This is a genomic window from Lederbergia graminis, assembly GCF_042655485.1.
GTDB classification, from domain to species: Bacteria; Bacillota; Bacilli; order Bacillales; family Bacillaceae_C; genus Lederbergia; species Lederbergia graminis.
On record NZ_JBHSMC010000020.1, the window covers coordinates 46,813 to 69,016 of the forward strand.

The window sequence follows — 22,204 nt, forward strand, 5'->3', positions numbered from 1 at the left end:
TTCACTAAGCTTGAAACCAACCTACCAACAATGTATAATTAGAGTATACTAAGAATACATTAAAAAGTACCGTCCAATGCGCTAACATTGAACGGTTACTGTAATAGTTGGTTCCCCCAAAGGGAATCGGCATTTAGGCTGAAATAACCCACCCAAAATGAGCCCTAACTCAAGGATGGGTTATTTTTTATGGTTAAATGACAATATTGCCACGATTAACGCTCCGAATGTAAGACTAAGCATTAACGATTCGAATACTGACATACGACCACCCCCTTTCATGGGAGTGAGCCGACCACCCTTGAGTACCAAATCTATTACATTCCAATTATACCACACATACGTTCGTGTTTCTATCCTATCATTCTTTCATTTTCACGAGTTTTCTGCCCATTTCTCGCGCCATTCCAAGCGGTCTTTTTCATCTATTTGTTGTTCGAGAATATCATCCCAACGCTTTAATCCTGTATTCCAGACACGCGCAAAGAAAATGTCTTTTTCCTTATTGTACAGTTGAAATTCGATGCATGGAATTTGTGCAACCTCTTGTTGATCGTAGCTATTTACGTCCGCTACTACTGTTTGAAAGCCATCCTCATCCAGCCTATTTTCTGTTTCAGCTAAAACTTCCAACAGCCTGTCCGTGTTTACTTCGTTCAATTCTATTTTATAGCGAAAAGGCTCCAATTCTTCTTTTTCCACCTGTGAAGGTTCGCTTAACTCTGCCCAAAACTGATCATGAACCGGGCTGTAAAAAAGATGTGTCGACTCTACATCCAATTCTTCTTCCATAATTCCAGTCTGGATTTGCGCCTCTCCTTTTAACGTAAGCTGGTACACTTCCCTTTCTAAACGAATCAAGCCCATTCGCTGCATTTTTATGAGTAGATCTTCAATGAATAGCTCCTCGACCAACAGCAATTCCGAAAGATTAGCTGCGCGGCGGATAGTTGTTTGCTCAAAGGTGAGGAGCATCATTTTCATGAGAATGTCCATTTTCGACCGTTTTACGCGGGTAAAAGCGACATCATAGGTGGTTACTGGCAAATACCAAATAGAAGATTCCTTCATTTCAATTGCTGGATTTTCTAGTAATGTCGAGCGTAATTGTTTTTTCAGTTTATCCATGCACACTCACCTCTTCCAGCATTCGCAGTCCATTTTGCTTTTTCACAGCGTCCAACACATTCGTATACATCAATCTCGTATCTTTTTGCTTCGTCCGTTCCGTGAACATCTTCGTACTTCCGATTAACACAAGCAGCTCCCTGGCACGCGACAAGGCAACATTGAGCCTGCGGTAATCTCGCGCAAAGCCAATAGAATCATTATTATCGTGATTCCGCACCATGCTCAGTAGAATAACATCCATTTCCATGCCCTGAAACTTGTCTACTGTTCCCGTACGAATCGTTAAATTCGGTAAGCGGAGTTCCTGATGAATGAGGCGGTCAATCCTTTTCACTTGTTCGCCGTAAAAACTAATGACGCCGATACTCTTTTTCTCATTATCATCTATTCTTCCCGCTTGCTTCGCCTGTGTGACTGCTTCATCTAATTCAACAAGCAATTCCGCAATACGATCCAATTCCGCCTGGTTGTACAGACTTTTTCCGCCCTTCATTCTTGCTTCATAAAACGGTGTTTCATTCGGCATATCCAGCCACAATAGATGATTATGGCGCTCTATGTGCCGTGAAACAAGCATATGATCGCGATCCACATCTGAATTTGCTAGACCACAGCGCAGTCCTTCATTTTCTTGCTCATAAAACTGGGTAATGGTCGACATGATGTTTTCATGCATCCGATATTGGATGGCAAGCATCGTTTTATTGGTTTTCGGCAGATTTTTAAACAGTCGTTCAAACAGCGACTCATGTAGCAGCTGCTTTAATTCCGCCTTCCCTTCAAAATCCTCATTGTCATCCGCTAATTCTTGTAGCGTTTCCTCTAATGTATCATCACCTAACAGCGGTGGCAGCTGGTGATGATCGCCGACTAAAATTATCTTCTTCCCTTTTAGCATCGGCAACAGCAACTCTGGCGGCGTCGCCTTCGAAACCTCGTCGATGATGACTACATCAAATTCAGGATAGCTATCGATAAAATCTTTACGTGCGGAAGCAACACAAGTTGTCCCAATGACATTCGCGTGTTTTACATAAAGCTTACGAATTTCATTCAAGTCATGGTCACTTGCTTCTTGTAGTAAAGAAAGCCATTTACCCTGGATGGATTGGAATGTCGGGAGCTTCTGCTTTTCGTCTTTTAAAGATTCACGTGTAAAAGAAACACTCGCCAATTTACGTAAAAGCTGTTCGTGCTCGCGTTCCGGTTCTGTCTGGATGATTTCTTGTAAAGGGGTTAGCTTATCTTCCTCTTCTTTTAGGAGGCCGTGTAATTGCTCCAGACGAGATTCCTGTTGAGCTTGTTGCTTCTCTATTTCCACTAGCTGCAATTCGTCTGATGTGCGTTTTTGTTCATTCGCTTCCAGTCGGCCCTTTGCTTGCTCATACTCGGCCTGTTTTTTCTCCAAGTCATGGAGTTTGGCTTTCGTTTCTTGCAATAATGCTTTTGCATTTGTAATGAGTTCTACTGAACCCTGCATATCCTTTTGTTTAAGTTGTAGAGTAGTGAGCTTGGCCGTCAGCTCCTCTTTTTCACGTTGCACATGCTGCAGCGTCATTTTATTGTCGTTTTGCACAGGCTGAAATTGCACAATTAGTTCCTGTTTCAAAAAACGGAATGCCTGTTGTGCCTTTTGGATTGACGTATTATCTGGTTTCGACCGTTGTACTCTTTCCCACACATACCGTCTCCTAGCATATAAACCTTCGAGAAATTGGACCAATCTTTTAGGATAAACTGGACCGTTTCTTAACTCACTTCTCATATTCTCTAAAAATTGATCAATTTCTGTAGAATTCGTTGCAGCAGGATTCGTTTGCGACATGCGTTGCTGGATCTGGGCGATGGATACATTCCCTTTCTTCAATAGCTGTTCTACATAAGCAATGGCACGATTTAATGTATCATTATACGTTTTTAACTTACTTAATTGGCTATTCTTTTCGCGAAGTCCATCTAGTTCTGCGATTAATTGGAGAACCCGAGGCGACCGCTTTATATTGCGTTCGAGGATGATCCACTTTAAGCTATCTACTTTGCTGGCGTCTGAAATTCTTGCAATGACAGCATCCGTCTCTTCCACAATCCCCATCCAGTTTTCAACATCTGCAGTCATCCGTTCGATTGTTTGCCTTTTTTCATTGATTTCATCTAGCAGTTCTTGAAAAACAATGCTATGTTGCAGTTGAGTTATTTCCTGGTGGAGTGCTTCTGATTGTTGTTGGATTTCGAGTTTGTCAGGCTTAGTTGCGAGAAATGCACGATCTTTTTCAATGGAGTCAATTAATTCTTGAAGTGACCGACGGATTTCTTGCACATGAGTCAACGCTTCTTCGTATTGCTTTTCGGCAGTCTCGAGATCCATTTTAAGTTGATCAATGCCTGCTAGGATTTCCTTCATCTGTTGTTCTGCCTCTTTTTTCGCTGCTAGCTGTGCTTCAACACGTGGCAGTTCCTCATCAATTCGCTCTTGTTCCTGCTCATTTGCCGTCCATTCTTCGTCAATTTCTTGTTCACGACGTTTACGAGTTTCATATTGAGTCGAAACTTCCTGCAACGTATGGTCCTTCCAATATTGGCCGACATTTTCCTCAATGAACTTTTTACCTTCTTCTTCAATGCTTTCTGTGCGCCCAACCCGAAGAATGCGAATGTCTTTATTCGCTAGCAATCTACCAAGCGCATTGTCTACCGCTAAATTGGACTGGGAAGCAACTAATGTACGCAGCCCAGCCCGCGCATTTTGTAGGCAGATTTCGGAGATAACCGTCGTTTTTCCCGTTCCTGGTGGCCCTTGAATAACATACAGGTCTTCCGCAGATACTGCACCGATGACTGCTTCCTGTTGGAACTCATTTAAGCGATTGTGAAACTGCAGATTTTCTTTTCTTTTTACTTCTTTTACAGGTGGTTTGTTTTCAAATAAAAGTCGTTCTAATTCCGGATTGGCAGCAAGTCCATTTTCCAATTGCTTGAAACCTTGGCGTAGCCTTTTCACTTGGCTTAAAGTGGCGAAGTTGCTAAAAATAACTTCCTTTGACTGTGTGTCTAGTCGTTGCTCGCGCGCACGTTGTTCCATATGCTTCGACAATTCCACTTCCACCGTAGCAGCAGAACGATTCGCTTTTAGCACCTTGCCGATTTCTTGGTCCATTCCTTTCAGCTTCACACTCAAATCCTTGAGCGACTTCCATTCCTGATCCTTCAACTGGCAACCAGTAATCGTTACGCGACTAAAATCATCATTAAAAATAAGCCTCGAATAGCGAGAAATCATATCGGGAATATCGGCAGCCCGCTCCTGGATTTTCAAATACCCTTCCCAACTCGCAATTCGTTTTTTTACATAGGTGGAAAATTCCTTTGCAACTGGCATTCTGTTAATTAAGTTCAGCAACTCAACGGAAATCGGTTCATTCCAAAGAGTTTTATGATCAAACGTGAGATGTACTGGAAGACGCCAATTCGATTGCACTGGAATATGAGCCGGACGCGTCGTCACATTCGTCACAACAAATCGTTCCTGCTTCACAACACAATGCAGCACCATCACTTGCCCGTTTATCTTGTTTGCTAGATTTACGTTCGCGACATTATCTAGAAACAAAGCTACCGAAACAATGCGATCGGCTGACTGTGGATACTTCTCTATATAAACGTGAAAGGATTTTTCCAATAAAAAAAACGATTGCTCCTCCAACCCGAGCTCCCGTATTTTATCCTTCGCTGTATTGGTCACCGTAATCGGACATCGAAATGTCGTCTTCTGTATATTCACCATGCTGTCACCTGCCCTACCAACACCATATCCTCGTTCAATGGCATCTCATCAATCTATTCATGTACTTCTATATTTAGTAATAGAATTATAGCACAAAGTTGCATCTGGTGCCTGGCACCCGAACAATTGGGAATCTTTTCAATTGAGCCGGAATTGCACGGGTGCCAGGCACCTAAACAACAGGCACCTAAACAATTACACACAAAAAAAAAGACTAATCGGGAGTCCGATTAGTCTTTATATAGCGATTACCTTTTTCAAGCCCTCCACACTATGACAGTGTGTTCAGCTTGCTCTATTGTCGATTTAATACCTAATCAGAAGGGGCAAAAACCGGGTGCATGCTCTTTATCAAAATGCTCCGGAACCGCCACCTCCACCACCAACGCCGCCGCCAGCACCAGGTGTTCCACCGCTTCCAGTTGAGATGTTGGGCATCGTAGCTGCTTCCGCCTTATCAAAATGAGTATGTGCTGATGATGCAATCATTAGGAACAAAAGCATATTCGTTCCTGAATTATGGTTCAGCTGATTATACTGTGGCACATGTTCCATAAGGGTCTTGCTTTTCTTTTGGATCGTATGGTTGTTTCGGCCAAGTCCATAAATAAAGGCCCGTTTCTGATCATCATCAAGCCATTCATTCCACTCTGTTGGTACTAAATCTGCAAACTTTACCTCGAATCTTTCCCATTGTGCTTTAATATTAGCACCCTCCACCGTTTTACGTTTATCAATGATTGCAAAGACAATCACGTAACCTGCCAATACAATTGCTGCCAACATCCAGCCATACAATTCATGTATCCCAAATAAGATGATGAAAGGTAGCAGAATTAGACTCGAAAGCCCGACGGTCATTCGTGTGTTATCTCGTTTTTCATAAAGCTCTTTTGCATCTACTTCCCGTTTGACACTTTTCTTCCAGTTCGCGAAATATTTCTGATAACTTTCATGATTGTTTTTATTTTTCGTGTATGTTTCAAGATCTGTCAGACGGAAAGTTCCATTTTTACCAATAATGTCGAATAACCAAGTAAGCAGGATTTGTTCATGCTCATGGTCCGTCTTTCTGTTGACGACGACAAATGTCTCCTGATCATTTTCCTTCACATAGCCTTTACGCACTAGATCAAGAAGTGCTGCCGTCAAAGCATGTGTATCAAGTACACCGTTGTTCATGTACTGGATCGTGGCCGGCATACTCAATCCTGTTTTTGGCACGAAAAAACTATCCACAAACTGACGCTCCAGCTCCGATTTAATTTGACGTTTATATTGACTACGCCTCATCATCAGGCTAAGCAAATAAAGTGCAAATCCAACGATAACAAAAGGTGCAATACGATGAAAGAGCTCTTTGCGCTTGTTAAATGCCGCAATCTCAGCTTCTTTCTTTTCTATATCCGATAAAATTTCTTGCCTAATGGACTTATCTCCCGCAGATGAAGCTCCGGTAAATAGCGATGAATCATAAGCAACCCGGACATCGCCTTTTTCACCCGAAGATACATGACCCATGGCAAAATGAACAACACCGTCTTTGTCCACCTTCCCCGTATCCCAAGCACTGTCGTAGCCAATGAATTCAACATCCCTCGTCGGTTTTGGTGGGTGAATGTAAATATTGAGGTTATTATAATCGGATTCATTACTTTGATCAAAAAATGGCCAGTAAAATTGGGCCATGTCTGCGTATACCTCAACCCCGTTTATAATGGTATATGTCAAATCGATTGTGACCGTTTCATCGGTACCTTTGCGATGGACTTTGTATAAATTGTCCTCTTGTTCCACATTCAATGCCTTGCCGTTTTCTGTAGCTTTCATATCCTGAATTTCTGTGCCTTTTTTCGCAATTAATGTGCGGGTAATCCCATTGAAATCCCCGTCAAAGGCATACGTATGTGTTTCCTCTACTTGGATATTACCATCTGACTGTAGATATGCATGGATATCTGTTTTTTCAATATCATACTCAACAGCTAGGGAAATGATTGGAAATATCATAAATGCCAGCATGGCGACTATCGTTATACATAACTTTTTCATTTTTCCATCCTCCTCGCCTCATAACTTATACGATTTATATAGAGAAAAGGTTTCAAACGCTATGGGTTTGGTTCCCTAATCCACTTTCTGGGTCAAATGATAATATTCCCACGATGAACACGAACCATCCACCAAGCGGTGCCAGGCACCGAAACTATTTTGAAAAGTTCGGGTGCCTGGCACCTTGAAAATTCTGTCTTCTTAGGCGTATAGTTAAGTTAATGAAACCGCTGTAAAGGAGAGAGATTCGTGGAGATGAAGAGAAATTGGGCAGGTAATTTTCAGTATAGTACGACGAATTGGCATGAGCCTGAATCTATGGAAGAGCTTCAACAATTAGTCTCACAATTAACGAAGCTACGTGTCATAGGATCGCGTCATTCATTTAATAGTATCGCAGATTCGAATAAAAATATTGTAAGCTTGCATAAGTTGAACAAGGTATTATCGATTGATCATGAAAATGCAACCGTTACCGTTCAAGGTGGAATTAAATATGGAGACCTTTGTTACGAGCTTCAAAAACATGGCTATGCCTTACATAACCTTGCTTCCCTACCGCATATTTCAGTTGCTGGAGCCTGCGCAACCGCAACACACGGTTCTGGAAATCACAATCAAAACTTAGCTGCAACTGTTCGTACCATGGAAGTGGTCACGGCGGATGGAAGTATCATAACTTTTTCAAAAGATCAATCAGAAGACGAATTACACGGAGCGGTAGTTGGACTTGGGGCGCTCGGCGTAGTCGCAACATTAACGCTTGATATTCTCCCAAGCTATCAAATGAGACAAGATGTTTACGAGAATCTACCATTAGCACAATTAGAAAACAATTTTGACACGATATTTTCCAGTGCCTATAGCGTAAGTCTGTTTACGGATTGGCAGGATGAAACGTTTAATCAGGTATGGCTAAAAAACAAACTGACAGATGATCAGACTTTTAAATTGGAAGAGGACTTTTTTGGAGCAAAAGCAGCGAAAGAAAATGTACATCCTGTACCAGGGGTTGGAGCAGAGAATTGTACAGCCCAATTAGGGGTTTCAGGAAATTGGTTAGATCGTCTGCCACACTTCCGAATGGATTTTACACCAAGTGCTGGCCAAGAGCTACAGAGTGAATATATTTTAGCTCGAGAACATGCCTACGATGCTCTTTGTGCGATAAGCGAAATTCGTGACCATATCGCTCCACATTTGTTCATATCCGAAGTACGAACCATTGCCCAGGACGAGCTGTGGATGAGCCCTTCTTACAAGCAAGACTCGGTGGCTTTTCACTTCACATGGCATGACAATTGGGATGCAGTCCAGCACGTGCTGCCACTCATCGAAGCACAGTTGGAACCTTTTCAAGCAAAACCACACTGGGGAAAACTATTCACAACCTCCCCTGAAAAAGTAAAATCACTTTATGAGAAGTTGCCAGATTTTAAACAACTAATTATGAAGTATGATCCACATGGTAAATTTCGCAACGACTTCATCAATAAATATATAATTAATTGAATAGTTTGGGTGCCAGGCACCCAAACTATTTCAAATATTTTCAATTGCGTTGGTGCCTGGCACCTTTTACCACTATATTCTCTAATCCATTTTCTTCGAATTCAGTTTCATAGATGTCTTCTATTTCAAATACCCTTTTCACATATTCTTCATGGGTTTCAAATTCTTCATTGTTTTTCTGTACATCCCGTTTTGCTAGTCTCATAGTGAGTTCATTCCAAAATACATCATTGTCATTATGCTCTATGTAGGGGTCTAATTTCCTCTCAAATTCAGGTGTAGGATAATACTCTTTCATCTTCTGATCAAATGTGATATGATCCTCAAAGCCAAAATCCTTCGCAAATGAACTAACATATTGAAAGAGCTCATCATACTCCTTATTCCTGTCTTCAAAATCTCTCGATGAATTTGCCGTCCATTCTCCTAAATATAAGAGTTCCATTAATTGCTGGTATTGCTTCTTCGTAAAATTAAGTTTCATACGCAAATATCCTCCAGGGAATTTATTTTTATTGATTTCTTAAACTTTCAGATACAAGATTAAATATTCTTTTTACCTTTGAAACAGTTGAACATTATGATCTCACAACATTCTTTTTCAACCTTTATTCTATCTAGATTATATATTCATTATTAGATTAACAATAAATGGAATATAGGTAAAGGAAGAGGATATCGATGACCGCTTAAAGAATGTCTAGTTCTTAGAAGGAACGTAGGAAAGCCATACTTTCCCTCCACATAGATTTAGCACGTAATAGTGGCCATCAATGTAAAAAGCCCTAATCATCAATTGATGATTAGAGCCATTAGTATAGATCACTCTTAATTTATTTCATTCAACCTTCAGATGGTGTGACTTTTACACCTAGTTCATTAAACACTTCCTGAGTTACTTTTAAAGCATTAAGAACACTTGGGAATCCTACATATGGGATAAGGTGGATAATGCATCCAACGATCTCTTCTGGTGTTAAACCAACGCTTAGACCAGTTTTAATATGCATCCCAATTTGTGGCTTTCCTTGCGTAACAAGAGATGTAATCGTTGTAAGGACTTTTTGTTTGTTATCCAGTCCTGGACGGGAATAAATATCTCCAAATGCAAATTCAACCACATATTGACTTAAGTCAGGAGCAATATCCTTAAATCCCTCACCAATATCCATAAAGCCTGTTGGATTTTCATCAGTTGAAGACGTAAGTTCCTTTATTTTTACAATTCCTTTTTGATATTTTTCGGTAGCCATTTCCACAATTCCTCCTTGTCATTCTTCCATTCATTCCATAAAAGGAATGGTAGCTATCATAGCCATCTTAACAAAGATTAGACTAAATAGAATGAATAATGCTCAACTTCTGAGTTTTGGAAGAAAAAGGGTTCTTCTTAAGTTGTTAATACCGAAAAACCATAAAAAAAGGTGCCTGGCACCGGAACGATTTCAAATATTCCCAATTGCGCCGGTGCCTGGCACCCAAACAACCCCCTATATCATCAATATTTCCTTAATATCCTCATCGGTTAGGGTAGTCAATGTTTTATCCTTTGAATCAATAACTTCCTCTATCAAATTTCGCTTTTTCTCTTGGAGTTCGTTCATTTTTTCTTCGATGGTTCCGCGGGCAACGAGTTTGATTACTTGGACTACATTTGTTTGGCCGATTCGGTGGGCACGGTCTGCTGCTTGTTCCTCCACTGCAGGATTCCACCAAAGGTCATACAAAATCACGGTATCGGCTCCCGTTAGGTTAAGCCCTGTCCCGCCCGCCTTTAATGAAATCAGGAATAAATCACGTTCCCCCGCATTGAATCGATTGCACAATTCCACTCGTTCTTCTGATGGGGTTTGTCCATCCAAATAAAAAAACGGTAACCCCTCCATCGCCAATTCCTTCCCAATCAGTTTCAGCATTTTCGTATACTGCGAAAAGATTAACACCCTTCTACCTGCGAGCCGCGATTCCTCCACGATCCGCTTTAGCCGCTCAAATTTTGCCGAACTACCCTTATATCCATCCACAAACAAGGTAGGATGACAACAAATCTGCCGTAAGCGCGTCAAGCCAGCAAGAATTCTAATCCGGTTTTTCCGAAGTGTATCCTTATCCAAATGCTTCAACGTTTCGTGCCTTAATTTTGCCAAATAGGCAGCATACAACTGCTTCTGCTCTGGAAGCAACTCCACCGATTCCGTCGCCTCGATTTTCTCCGGCAGCTCGGAAACGACATCTTCCTTCAACCGCCGCAGTAAAAACGGACGAACTCGCCTTGCAATCTGCTTTCTTGTCAGGTTGTTGTATTCTTTTAACCCCAAGAATAGCTCCGGAAACACAACATAAAAAATCGACCAAAGCTCCTCTAATGAATTTTCCACCGGCGTACCTGTGAGCGCAAATCGGAAATCCGCTTGGACCTTTTTCACTGCCTTCGCTGTTTGTGTAAAAGGATTCTTAAATGCTTGTGCCTCATCAAAAAACACCGTATGGAATGACTGCTTCTCATACCAATGGATGTCGCTACGCAATAGCGGATAAGACGTAATCACCACATCCGCACTTAAAGCTTCTTTCATCCGTTTCAATCGCTCCGTTTTATTGCCATCCACAATCACCGCTTGTAATTCTGGCGTAAATTTCTCCAATTCACTCCGCCAGTTATACGTCAACGAGGATGGACAAACAACGAGAACTGGGAGTCCTTTTTCACGAATAATAGGAAGCTCTGAAAGTATGAATGCTATGGCTTGCAGCGTCTTCCCCAACCCCATATCATCGGCTAACACTCCTCCAAAACGATAGCTAGCGATTGTTTTCATCCAGCGGTACCCATGCTTTTGGTAGTCTCGCATAATCGAATCGAGACTTTCCGGCACGGCAAATTCGGACTCACTTGGATTCGCTACTTTTTCTAAAAACTGCTTGAACGACTCTTCTATGTTGAAGGTGCTTGCATCGTCCACTGAATCAAGAAGTCGAAGTCCCCTGACAATCGGCACGGTTAAGCCAGCTTCCAAATCCTCTTCCTGAATAACTGCCGCCTGCAGGAAGCGTTTGATTTGCTCGAACTCCCTTGTTTCCAAAGACAGGAGTGAGCCATTTCGTAATCTATAATACTTTCGTTTTTCCTCTAGCGATTTTAAAACTTCCCGAATATCCCGTTCCGGAAAACCTTCCATTTCAAACTTAAATTCCAGCCAGTTAATCCGTTCCCTTTTCGCTCGCACTCTAATTTTCGGGTTCGCCTTCCCACTTATCACCCGATTTCGGACGGCTGTCGTTGCATAAATCTGCATATCCCCTTGAATGCGTGGCAACACATGCTGTAAAAACTCATACTCTAACGCTTCATTATGTAAAAAATAACCTTCCTCCGTTTTCGTAAACGAGCTGTCATCCATCAGCTTCAGTATCTCGTTTTCCTTTTCCTCGTCCCTGATCAACATCGACTCGGTTTGGATTTGCAGACTTTCCAATGGATTAAAACTAATATTGTCATATTGAAATTCCAGCCCAGCTAAAAGTCGATTTTTTACCCGGTCCAAAAATAGTTTGGCAACTAATGGTGTCTTGCCAAATTGTTCCCTTATCCGTCTGGAAAACCTCACATCTCCTAATTTCCTTAAGCCCGGGACTACTTTTTCCATGAAAAAATTCAATTGCTCTTTATGGATAGGTATTTGATTTGTAGCCGAAGCATCGAGCATCTTCTTCAGTTCGGACAGCTGCTCGCCTTCCTTCTCCTTCATCTGAATCAGCTTGCCATCGTATAAAACCATCCTGTATGCATCCATGACAACCATCTGATTCAGCCCGGAAATCCGCAGTTGAAAACCTTCACCTGCTTCTGAAAAATCGAACTGCAATGGAAGTCGTTCATTTGATACATGCAGTCCGTTGAATGTCTTCCCGTGATATTCTACTCTCACCAATGGCGCCTTCGTAAGTAAAGCGATCAACCGCTCCTTAGACGAAGGGGGGATGAGTAAAATTTGATTAGAAGGTTCTTCATCCGGCACTGTCTTCCCATACACTTTTTCATCCTCGACCACTTGAATTAGCTCGCGTATCACAAGATCTGTTTCGATTGAAAAGCAATGAAGCGATGAATCATATGTAAAAGACGGGGATAATGGCAGAGTTTGCCCTTCTCGTACTCGCTGTAAAAACTGGCGAATATTATTCACTTTCATTGGACCAATCATCATTTCGATACCTAGCATAATTTGATCCCTATCTACCTTAATAGGTTTACAAATAAATAATAGATTCAATACTTGCCGTTCTTCAAAATGAAGCTGATGGCCACTTGAACGACTCGGATTTTGATTAAAAATCGACATGAACCCTTCCGTCAGTGCTTGGTTTGTGTCTGTTTCCACCGATTCATTAGGATTTGTCCCATTCCGCTGATGCTCATAAATCGCTAGTAAAACTGCCGCAACATGCTGGCACTCCCACTTCACAGAAGCTAGTTTCGGACAAGTGCATTCCGTGCGAAAATCACCATTCGACTCCCTTTCGATCGCAACAAGAACATCCTCCATGCCTGCAATCGTCGCACTGCATCTATCGGAACTATAATCTTTAAATACTACTCTACCTGCACGATAAAGAGAGTCCCCTCTCTTAAAGGAGACCGTACCGCACAATTCTTTTATGGCTTTCTGACTCAACTTAATATCCAAGTGCAAATCTCCTTTCTAGGGACATGGGGTCAGGTTCCTTGTCCCACTCAATCAAAGAGGGTCATGGGGTCAGAGGGTCATGGGGTCAGGTTCCTTGTCCCACATGCTCAAGGTGATTCAGTCCACCTTTTCCCTTCGTACCAAAATGCTACTTGATAACAATGTGTATTCGATCGTTCGAACATGCTATGTTCAGTATAATACACATTACTGATATAGCCCAAATACCCACTTTCGATATTTGATTATCCTAGTATCATTGTTATCGTATCCCTCCTGTTTTCCATAAAAAAAAGCATCTGTTTTATCATAGATGCTCCCTTGATATTTAATGGTATACAATTTATGAATATACTAGACTAGTAGAGTTTCAAAGCTTCATCACTATAAGTTAGGCACTCTTAAAACTTTAAATTCACAAGTCAACATTTGGGCCTTGGGAAGTAACAGCCATTAATCTCTTTTTCATTTACTTTCAATCATTGTTTCAGATCTTGGATACCCAAACTGTCATGTTGCTAATTAAAAAAATACCAGCATGCACCCTTAGACAATTATAAGAAAATATTACAAAATAAAGTAAAAGCTTTATTCCGTAATTCAGAAATAATACTTGTTTTACTTCATTTTTTCATAAAGAGGTTTATGGCATTCTTTAAAGGATGCGTTGATTTTTTGACCTTAGTGTTAATTGGTAAAGGTATAAGAAAATCTTTAATAAATGGAAACAACTCTTTAAAATACAAATCTCCCTTAACAAAATATTGATTAGAAAAGTCTTTTCTAAGTTCAATATCAACTATTTGTCCGAAATCTAATTCTTCATCTTGGTTTATATAAAGATGATTCTTTTTTGCGTATTCTCCAATTTCATCATCACTTAAATCTCTACACCAAATAACAGGATTATCATTCACCTTATCCTCAGATAAGATAAATAATTGATCTCTTAATAATAGTTCCCAACAATATGTATGCTGCTTTTTCATTTCAGCTATAGTTTCGTCAGAGTAGGATGGATCACGTTTTATTACCTCATTAACCTCACTCTCTACAATTTCAAACACTTCACTCCTAGGTATTATTTGAAGAACGGTCTGGAACTTTTTCTTTAATTTTATTAATGTTTCACTGCTGATTAAATCCCCAACAGTTTTAATATCGTTTGAAATTAACCAATCTAACCCTTTTTTACCTGCACTTCTGGTAGCAGTCAAATCTATCATTATTTTTATTTTCTCTAACTTAACATTCTTTATATCCTTTAGCTTCATATTACTCTCCTATTTTATAGTGGTCTATTCTTTTAGAACTTTATGCTATTGCTGTAATATAAAAGTTTATCTAATGTAACTATTCCAACCAACTCCCTCACTATATTAAAGTCAATTTTAGGCATAAACTCCTTATATTGAAAAGTTTTAATAGCCCACTCCAAAAGGATTCATCCATTCTTTCACTTACGACATTACATACATAAGACTAATTACGAGAATGATTATAGCACTCACAATGCCAATAACAATTCCAATAAGATTCGTTTTCAACGTATAACCTTTCATGTCCTGCTGAGAATTAGAACCATCGACTTTCCTTATATGAATGAGAAGACCAATGTTTATCAGTACAAACACAATTGCAGTTATTATAAGTATAAATATAAAAGAGAAATCAACTTCAAAAGTAGACTCAAGACTCATCATCGCATTTAAAAACATGACGATACTGACGAAAAAGCTACTTGCAATCGATGTTTTTCGTTGCTTTTTCCATTCGATTCCCATTTTTTCTTTTTCATACGTAGCAACTTGTTCAAATATCGGAATAATTGATTTCGTTGAATATCCGCGTACAACTCCTGCAGCTGCCTGGATTAAAACAAGAAATGCTAGAATGAAGAAATATGTGGACATTGAAATTTCCAGAAAAAATATCATAGAAAAAATGAGTGGTAATGTTATAAGTAAGATCCCATTTGTGACAAGTAGTTGCTTAACTCGCATCATTTTTATTTCAGCCGCATCCAAAATATATCTCCCTACTTTCTTTCATTTACAATCTATCTTAAGTTTATTGTACTACATAAACGATATGCCTAGAATTGTTTCGGTGCCAGGCACCCGAACGATTTGGAATATTTACAATTGCGCCGGTGCCAGGCACCCAAACAATTGCACCCAAACTACGCAATTGGTCGGAGGCAGTTTTCGAAGTATCGTACGAAGCAAGGAAATTTGTTGAATTCTTTTTTTAGGTCGCGGTAGGTAACCCTACGATTGTCATAAGGGATGTCAAAATCCATGAGAGGCTCTCTGCAGTCCCATGCTTTCTCTCCCCGCGTCCTCCACAAATACTCTTTCGCTTCTTCTGGACTATTCGCGTAAACGAGGGCCCACTTTCGTTCTGCCACCTGCATTTCATACATTTTGATCGTACAGAAACGAAGGTAATTCTTATCAATCAAGTGCCTCACCTTTTCTACTGAACTTGCTTCCACTGTACGTAACACGGAAACATCATCATGAAACTGCACTTTACCTTCTTGAATCAAACATAAGAGATAATGGGCCATGACTAATTCTTCAAATTCAATGCATTCCAAATAGAGAGTTTTAATTGTTTTCATCATTAATTCCCCCTGTATATTCATTGTAATTTGTTAAAACGGTACCCGTTGGACCATTGCGATTCTTTGAAATAATCAACTCTAAATGCTTCTGATCAGAATTCTTATCATAGTAAGTCTCACGGTATAGAAAAATAATAATATCTGCATCTTGTTCCACACTGCCTGACTCGCGAATATCAGACATCATTGGACGTTTATTTTGTCTTTGTTCTACTGCCCGATTTAATTGTGCCAGCAACACAACAGGGCAATTCATTTCCTTCGCAAACCTCTTCAAATCCCTCGATATCTCCGTCACTTGCATATGCATATTGCCGTTATAACTCTGTTCCGGTCGTATAAGCGTTAAATAATCGAAAAAAATGATCGGCTTTTTCTCGGGAAATTCATGAATCAGCTTTCTCGTTTTTGCCCGCATCTCCGCAATCGATTGTCTTGCTCCGTCAAAAATCTGTATATTAGTCTCCGATAGACGTCCGATAACGTCTGGCCATTCTTCCTTCTGTTCATCACTAAGACTGCGATACGGATTCCGTAACTTCATCCGATTGATCCTTCCTGTTGCGGCAATCATTCTTTGCACTAAGCTTTGATAAGGCATCTCCAGTGAAAAAATAATCGGCAAATAATCATGCCAGCCTGCTACTTTTGCAAAATGGAGCATGACATCTGTTTTCCCCATCGACGGCCTTGCTGCAATGACGGTCAGCTCCCCAGCTTGAAAACCATTCGTCATTTGATCTAACCGTTTAATTCCAGTAGGAGTCCCTTTCATCTCATTTCCTTCTTGCCACGGTCTTTCAAAAACTTCAGCCAAAGCGCTTGAAATCGACAAATGGTCATCGGACTTCGCTTCATCGATTAGATTTAACTTGCTGATGACTTCCTGGATTCCCCAATCTTCCTCTTTTGCTCGTGTTAAAATATTCCGCTTCTCCCGTTCCTTCCATTGATCCAACAGGAGTTGCTCATGGTCATCAAATTTCTCCGGATTGGCATAGCTTTGTAAATCGTACAGATAAGAAATACCGCCAAACGGTTCCAAATCTACCGTTGTCGAGAGAGTAATGAGGTCAATACTCCTACCCTTTTCATGCAATTTCCGCATTTCCTTGAAAAGTGCTTGATGGCGCGGGTCTTCAAAATGCTCCACCCGAGCAACACTATCCCGAATGTAAAAATTCTCCTTCATCATGCAACCAAGAAGTGCCTTTTCAACTGTCATGTTAATCTTCTCCTAGTGAAGGATCATGCACATAAATGCCAGGTATATTAGGGCTCATTTCGGGCATTTGTGGTTGCAGCTTCCGTTGTTCAAACTCTTTTTCAAGCGCGTATACATCCTCCACTGTTTTCACCTGTTCATCACGCCATCGTTTCAAAACCCCGTATGTATACCGCCAATTGCGCTTGCCAAAGGTTAACGCTATTTTCATTGCCTCTATCACAAGTTCGTCGCTAAATTCATCTACGCTATGTAAAATTTCCTCTGTGATAAATGGAGACAGCATCCCGAAATTCTGTTGGTAAAAATTAATCGCATTTTGCTGCCCACAACCACCACCACTTCCGTGGTGTTCTTCTTGTTTATATTCTTTTTCTTGTTGTTGTTCTTGTTCTTTTTCTTCTTCTTTTTCTTTTTCTTCTTCTTGCCCACGTATCGTTAACGTATCGTCAAACCCCGCATGAATACTGACTTTTTCATTTTCAGAATCAGATTCAACAGTTGGATTTATGAAAGACTCATAAATTGCTCGAATTCTTTTATTTTCCACACGTTCCCCTACATAACGAATAAGCTCCACATCTTTTACAGACGTGAGCTCACTTTTCACGCAATCTTCCATCGGTTTTCCACCACGACCAAAATTGAACTTCCCCCAATTCTTAATCGCGATTTCCCTCGTATCCGCATTATATTTCACAAGCTTATGCTTCTCTATCAATCTCTCGAGAATACTTTGAATCGCCTCCTGCGTATACCCAGTATCAAAAGACATCTGCTTTCTCGTAATGGTATAAATGCCAATTTGCTTCGTATTACTATTTGTCAACAAATAAAGAAACACATACCGATCCTCCGGAGTCATCTCCTCCACTACCTTCGGATCATCCCAAAACTGCGTATGCACCATGCGAAACTTTGCCATCATTATTCTCCTTATCTATCAGAATTTATTATGTACTCAATTTATAAATAGAAAGATCGACGGCATTTGGACACCCTTTTTTAAAAAAAATTCTTAAAAGTGAAAAAAGAGCGTTCCTTTGTCGAAAAATCGACTATAGGAAATGCTCTTTAAACTTCTCTAGAATTAAATTAATACACTTTTCTAAATATTTGTTGATTTATTATATTAATTATGCGATAATTTCCATAGGTAATTTTACCCACAACTTTATATCTTATGATTTTTTTACATAAGGGTGGTGAGTTATTTTCTCTATTAAAAGGCACTTCAAAATGGGAAATGAATTTATCAATATATAGTTTAATAGAAAGGAGATTATGATTTGTCTAAAGTTTTTAACAATTATATTATTTCCACTAAAACCATGTTACTACTACCTCATTTTGATAACTACGGACAACTAAATACAATAGTAGGAGAAAAAAATGATTCTTTAATAGTAATGAAAAAGCCAAGAGAAGTTATTGAGGATAGTTTACTTTACTATGGCAGAGGTGATTTAAAAGCTGCGACGTTAGTATCTAGATCAATATTAGGTAATATAGATATGCCACCCATAACAGTTAACGATAGATTTGGACTTTATTGGTTACCTACAAAATCCCCTACGAATGATGCAGAATGTATCTGGATATCACTTCACCACATTCTTTCTACTGATGCAGTTACTCCAAAGAAAACAAAAATTACTTTCCAAAATCAAAATTCAATTACAATTCAAAAGAGTTTAAAAGCAACAAAAACTAAAGTTCAACAGGCAAGTGATCTAAAAAGATTAGTAGAAATGCGTATGTATGAAAACACACCACCAAACTATAATAATAACTCTTCCATTACAAAAGAACATAAATCTCGTTATTATCACTATATTATTAATAAGAGTGGTACAGCCTCTATATATTAAGTTATCTAGTTCAACTATCATCCCACCAAGTATCCCTTTTTCAATCGAATGACATCCAACAGCTTCAGATTATAAATTAGAGTTTTAACAGAATTCAAGTTTAAAATTAAGTGCAAAACCTAATGAATACTGAGAGGTTTTGCACTTATAACATTGAATTTGTTTTTTACACTTATTTCTATCCTTCTACTTAAATAGATCATTTTTTGCATCTACAACTTATTAATTTCTGATTTGGTAATTATAATTAAATAATTCCTTGCCAATATAACATTTCATCGCATAAAAAGTGTTAACTTTATATGCTTTAATATCGTTAAAGTCATCGTTATTTTCAATATTGACCTTTCCAATATATTTAATAGGAGATTTATCTCCTGATGGGAAAAGAAAAATATTCTCTACTCTTTCGATCTTTTTTAATTTCTTTTCTAAATTTTTATCTTGAATCTTAAAATGTGGAGATTTAATATTACTAAAAATAGTATGTGCATAGAATAATTGTTTCACCACATCTTGCCAACCCGGTAAATTAAGATCCACATTATAATACTTTGCATCATATATGTACATTACTCGTTCTTTTAAAATTATAATATCTGGCCTTTGTGATTGAGTTACAGCTTTACTCTTAATTTCCCACTTTAATTTTGGAACTATTTGTTTCAATTCACTATACTGGCTATTAAAATTCTTACTACAGATTAATTCCCAAACATTTTGGAAGTAAGGTGTTACTAAAGTTTCTATTCTCTCTTCATTTTGTTTCTGGTCAACACCTACTAAGAAATCTCTTATTAAATTGATTACTATTACTTCTCGTTCTACATATGTGCTATTTAATTCCATTGTTAGAAAGTTTATAGCATTACTTACATCAATATTTAAATCGTTTACATCTAATATATGATTATCTTTATCGAAACCAAAAAGCCAACCAAATTTCTCTATGCTCATGTAAACGCAATATTTCTGTAACTTTATTAACTGGTTTTGTGAGTCAACTGTAGTTTTTCTAGATATTATTTCAGTATATATAACTGAATTTCCCGAAAATAGTGGCTGTCTCTTAGCAATAGTTGTCCCCCAATCTATATTGCCAGAAAAACTCAAAGTCTTATTTTTTATCTCTTTTATTAAGAGGCCATTATTAACAAAATCTTGAATTAAACGATAAGCTATAAAGAGACTTCCTTGATATTCACCTCTTGCCCCGCCTAGTAAGTCCATCTCCCAAGTGTCTACGTTTGCTTCATTTTTATATTTTAACAAAGTTTGAAACAATACTTGTATATGCTCCTGTATATTTATACGATTATCGTCTTCTAATTTATAACTCTTAGGAAAAATGATTATAATTATATCCTTATAAATAACAAAGCCAGTAGCATTGAACTTTATTTTGTTATACTTTATGGTACATATCCTTTTGTAAGCCAATTTTTTAACTAGTTCTTCTGGTAAGTCAACTTCATATTCAACTTGTTCTATTAGTGTTTTATAGATTGTTTTTTTATTCACTAAACTATCCCACCATTGCAAACAGAGTAATTAATCCGCATTTTCGTCATCAATACCATCTTCGTTTTGTTCTTCTCGTTCTTCCAATTCCTGCTCTTTTTCAATTATATCAAAAATTAGAGTTTTAATATTCATTACATCATTACCATTAACAAAACTCGTCACAAGTTCGGAATAAGTTCTTATTTCTTTATCAAAAAACTCTGGTCTTTTGTACCTCACAACATCATCCCAAAGATATATCAGTAATTTAGAAGCAAAACTACTATTATCATTTATTTCTTCGGTATTAATAAAGTAAGGTCCAATTAATCGATCCTCACTTATTCCTAAATCTTTTAGTTTTCTATTTATAGCACTGAGCAACAATCTCCATTCAAATGATTCACCGGCATAATTCACTTTTACATTTTCATGGACGAAACCTTTTTCTTTAATTGGTAAGTATTTAAACTTCCAACGTCTCTTAAAAGCTGAATCTAAAACAAATACACCTTGATCTGCACTATTCATTGTTGCAACTATACTCATATTATTAGGGATATATAGACCATTTTTAAAGTGTTGACGAGTTTCATCAATTGACATTAGATAGTTATTTAAATCTGTATTAGGCCGAATTTTATACTGACTGAACCCATCTGATCTCCTATCTAACAATTGAAAAATATCACCAAAAACAGCAGGGGCATTTGCTCGATTTATTTCTTCAATCAATAATGTGTGATTTATATCTGGATTCTGAATTGCCTTAACTAACACATTTATGAATGGCCCTGGAATATATTGATAATCGATTATTGGTTCACCAATTTCAAATCTTTCACCATTCAATCTATTTATTGTAGTTTCAGTACTTTTATATAAAGGTGTTGGTTTATAACTTCCCACAAAATCGAAATATGAATACTCCGTATGAAATACTACCCTAGTAATATTTGTAAAGTTATCTTCTAAATATCTACTTTTCCCAGTACCTGGTGCTCCATAGACTATCAGGTTTTCAGATGGTTTATTATTGGTTCTTCTTAACTCTAATTCTTGTAGGTGAAGAGCACTTCTCATTAACTCACTATCTGAAGCAAGATAATAAACAATTTCAGCAACATATCCTTGGCTTACATTGACTAGTCCAAGTAAATGTAAAGTAGGTGAAACATAATAATCATGTCTGTCTATTGTTTTACTTCCATACCACCATGCATAATCAGTTATAAACCTAAATAAAAATTCAGCACTTTGAATATCATCATCAAAATAGTTTAGAACGGCTTCTTTAATTTCAATTGATATATCATCAGTTTCCTTCCCTTTATAGCTTTTAATTTTTTCAAAGAATTTATTTCTCGTCATTCCATCTACTTGGGATTCACTTAAATTATTCAAAATTTGTCGATACTTTATGAGTTCAGCTGCAAATTCAACAACAAATGTGGCAATGTAAAACCATTGATTTGGGCAAAATATTTTATTATTCGAACTAGTAGTTATTTCAGCTGAATATTCAAGGTACTGTATTTCATTACCTTTTGCCTCCAGTAAAATTTCAAATCTCTCCTTAAACTCTCGATTCAATTTAAAATCTTCATTAACGAAACTTTTATTATAATGTCCTTTAGAAGCATTAGCTAACTCATTTAAATTCCTAAGCACAACAGTTCTCCTCCAATATTCATGTTTATTCTTATTATAGCTTTTGATACAAGTTTTTCCATAACATGTGGATTTATTAGGTTTACTTCGTAGAATTAGAATACCATTATCTTTTATTTATATAGATATTCAGCTATACTT

General features: G+C 38.3%; 16 protein-coding genes. 2 read left to right on the top strand and 14 right to left on the bottom strand.

All coding sequences use genetic code 11. The features are described from left to right. Positions 1 to 180: 180 nt before the first annotated feature. The 4 genes from ACFPM4_RS14570 to ACFPM4_RS14585 all read right to left on the bottom strand — a co-directional run bounded on the left by ACFPM4_RS14570 (position 181) and on the right by ACFPM4_RS14585 (position 6,934). A complete protein-coding gene (locus ACFPM4_RS14570) occupies positions 181 to 282 on the bottom strand; it encodes a putative holin-like toxin (protein ID WP_222125531.1) in 102 nt (33 codons plus the stop codon). Between the two features lie 93 nt (positions 283 to 375). Continuing rightward, positions 376 to 1,128 carry a hypothetical protein gene (locus ACFPM4_RS14575; protein WP_382353113.1) on the bottom strand — a complete coding sequence of 251 codons (753 nt, stop codon included), beginning with the start codon at positions 1,126 to 1,128 and terminating at the stop codon, positions 376 to 378. Continuing rightward, the gene (locus ACFPM4_RS14580) at positions 1,121 to 4,912 is read right to left on the bottom strand and encodes a DEAD/DEAH box helicase (protein ID WP_465262178.1); all 3,792 of its coding nucleotides are present in this window, start codon (positions 4,910 to 4,912) and stop codon (positions 1,121 to 1,123) included. Before ACFPM4_RS14580 ends, ACFPM4_RS14575 begins: the two co-directional genes overlap by 8 nt. Before the next feature lie 351 nt (positions 4,913 to 5,263). After that, positions 5,264 to 6,934: a DUF2207 domain-containing protein gene (locus tag ACFPM4_RS14585; protein WP_382353119.1), complete on the bottom strand. Its 1,671-nt coding sequence runs from the start codon at positions 6,932 to 6,934 to the stop codon at positions 5,264 to 5,266. Between the two features lie 279 nt (positions 6,935 to 7,213). Between ACFPM4_RS14585 and ACFPM4_RS14590 the strand changes: the two genes are divergently transcribed. After that, positions 7,214 to 8,476 (top strand): FAD-binding protein, encoded by a 1,263-nt coding sequence (locus ACFPM4_RS14590; protein WP_417498486.1) that lies wholly within the window; start codon positions 7,214 to 7,216, stop codon positions 8,474 to 8,476. A gap of 40 nt (positions 8,477 to 8,516) precedes the next feature. On the opposite strand, the gene ACFPM4_RS14595 is transcribed toward ACFPM4_RS14590, so the two are convergent. The 8 genes from ACFPM4_RS14595 to ACFPM4_RS14630 all read right to left on the bottom strand — a co-directional run bounded on the left by ACFPM4_RS14595 (position 8,517) and on the right by ACFPM4_RS14630 (position 17,943). Next, positions 8,517 to 8,960, bottom strand: a complete 444-nt coding sequence (locus ACFPM4_RS14595) for a hypothetical protein (RefSeq protein ID WP_382353122.1) — start codon at positions 8,958 to 8,960, stop codon at positions 8,517 to 8,519. 358 nt (positions 8,961 to 9,318) lie between these two features. After that, entirely contained in the window at positions 9,319 to 9,729 is a 411-nt protein-coding gene (locus ACFPM4_RS14600; protein ID WP_382353125.1) for a carboxymuconolactone decarboxylase family protein, read from the bottom strand. 237 nt (positions 9,730 to 9,966) lie between these two features. Further along, complete coding sequence (locus ACFPM4_RS14605) at positions 9,967 to 13,164, bottom strand: DEAD/DEAH box helicase (RefSeq protein WP_382353128.1); 3,198 nt, start codon at positions 13,162 to 13,164, stop codon at positions 9,967 to 9,969. A 623-nt stretch (positions 13,165 to 13,787) separates the two neighbouring features. After that, on the bottom strand, positions 13,788 to 14,438 hold the full coding sequence (locus ACFPM4_RS14610; protein ID WP_382353131.1) for a hypothetical protein: 651 nt from the start codon (positions 14,436 to 14,438) through the stop codon (positions 13,788 to 13,790). Between the two features lie 186 nt (positions 14,439 to 14,624). Beyond that, a complete protein-coding gene (locus ACFPM4_RS14615; protein WP_382353134.1) occupies positions 14,625 to 15,191 on the bottom strand; it encodes a hypothetical protein in 567 nt (188 codons plus the stop codon). Positions 15,192 to 15,346: 155 nt separating this feature from the next. Beyond that, positions 15,347 to 15,790, bottom strand: coding sequence for a hypothetical protein (locus tag ACFPM4_RS14620; protein ID WP_382353136.1), 444 nt, complete (start codon positions 15,788 to 15,790; stop codon positions 15,347 to 15,349). Further along, on the bottom strand, positions 15,777 to 17,018 hold the full coding sequence (locus ACFPM4_RS14625) for a replicative DNA helicase (protein WP_382353139.1): 1,242 nt from the start codon (positions 17,016 to 17,018) through the stop codon (positions 15,777 to 15,779). The genes ACFPM4_RS14620 and ACFPM4_RS14625 overlap by 14 nt, the downstream gene beginning before the upstream one ends. 1 nt (position 17,019) lies before the next feature. Then, positions 17,020 to 17,943 carry a DnaD domain-containing protein gene (locus ACFPM4_RS14630; protein ID WP_382353142.1) on the bottom strand — a complete coding sequence of 308 codons (924 nt, stop codon included), beginning with the start codon at positions 17,941 to 17,943 and terminating at the stop codon, positions 17,020 to 17,022. Between the two features lie 364 nt (positions 17,944 to 18,307). On the opposite strand from ACFPM4_RS14630, the gene ACFPM4_RS14635 reads away from it, so the two are divergent. Further along, the gene (locus ACFPM4_RS14635; protein WP_382353145.1) at positions 18,308 to 18,889 is read left to right on the top strand and encodes a competence protein ComK; all 582 of its coding nucleotides are present in this window, start codon (positions 18,308 to 18,310) and stop codon (positions 18,887 to 18,889) included. 222 nt (positions 18,890 to 19,111) lie between these two features. On the opposite strand, the gene ACFPM4_RS14640 is transcribed toward ACFPM4_RS14635, so the two are convergent. Continuing rightward, positions 19,112 to 20,410, bottom strand: a complete 1,299-nt coding sequence (locus tag ACFPM4_RS14640; protein WP_382353148.1) for an LlaJI family restriction endonuclease — start codon at positions 20,408 to 20,410, stop codon at positions 19,112 to 19,114. 30 nt (positions 20,411 to 20,440) lie between these two features. Beyond that, positions 20,441 to 22,063 (bottom strand): AAA family ATPase, encoded by a 1,623-nt coding sequence (locus ACFPM4_RS14645; protein ID WP_382353151.1) that lies wholly within the window; start codon positions 22,061 to 22,063, stop codon positions 20,441 to 20,443. Positions 22,064 to 22,204: the final 141 nt, after the last annotated feature.

What these genes read in the sequence shown, in the direction of transcription:
- ACFPM4_RS14570 (WP_222125531.1), bottom strand. Translation starts at nt 282, where the DNA reads ATGAAAGGGGGTGGTCGTATGTCAGTATTCGAATCGTTAATGCTTAGT.
- ACFPM4_RS14575 (WP_382353113.1), bottom strand. Translation starts at nt 1,128, where the DNA reads ATGGATAAACTGAAAAAACAATTACGCTCGACATTACTAGAAAATCCA.
- ACFPM4_RS14580 (WP_465262178.1), bottom strand. Translation starts at nt 4,912, where the DNA reads ATGGTGAATATACAGAAGACGACATTTCGATGTCCGATTACGGTGACC.
- ACFPM4_RS14585 (WP_382353119.1), bottom strand. Translation starts at nt 6,934, where the DNA reads ATGCTGGCATTTATGATATTTCCAATCATTTCCCTAGCTGTTGAGTAT.
- ACFPM4_RS14595 (WP_382353122.1), bottom strand. Translation starts at nt 8,960, where the DNA reads ATGAAACTTAATTTTACGAAGAAGCAATACCAGCAATTAATGGAACTC.
- ACFPM4_RS14600 (WP_382353125.1), bottom strand. Translation starts at nt 9,729, where the DNA reads ATGGCTACCGAAAAATATCAAAAAGGAATTGTAAAAATAAAGGAACTT.
- ACFPM4_RS14610 (WP_382353131.1), bottom strand. Translation starts at nt 14,438, where the DNA reads ATGAAGCTAAAGGATATAAAGAATGTTAAGTTAGAGAAAATAAAAATA.
- ACFPM4_RS14620 (WP_382353136.1), bottom strand. Translation starts at nt 15,790, where the DNA reads ATGAAAACAATTAAAACTCTCTATTTGGAATGCATTGAATTTGAAGAA.
- ACFPM4_RS14625 (WP_382353139.1), bottom strand. Translation starts at nt 17,018, where the DNA reads ATGACAGTTGAAAAGGCACTTCTTGGTTGCATGATGAAGGAGAATTTT.
- ACFPM4_RS14630 (WP_382353142.1), bottom strand. Translation starts at nt 17,943, where the DNA reads ATGGCAAAGTTTCGCATGGTGCATACGCAGTTTTGGGATGATCCGAAG.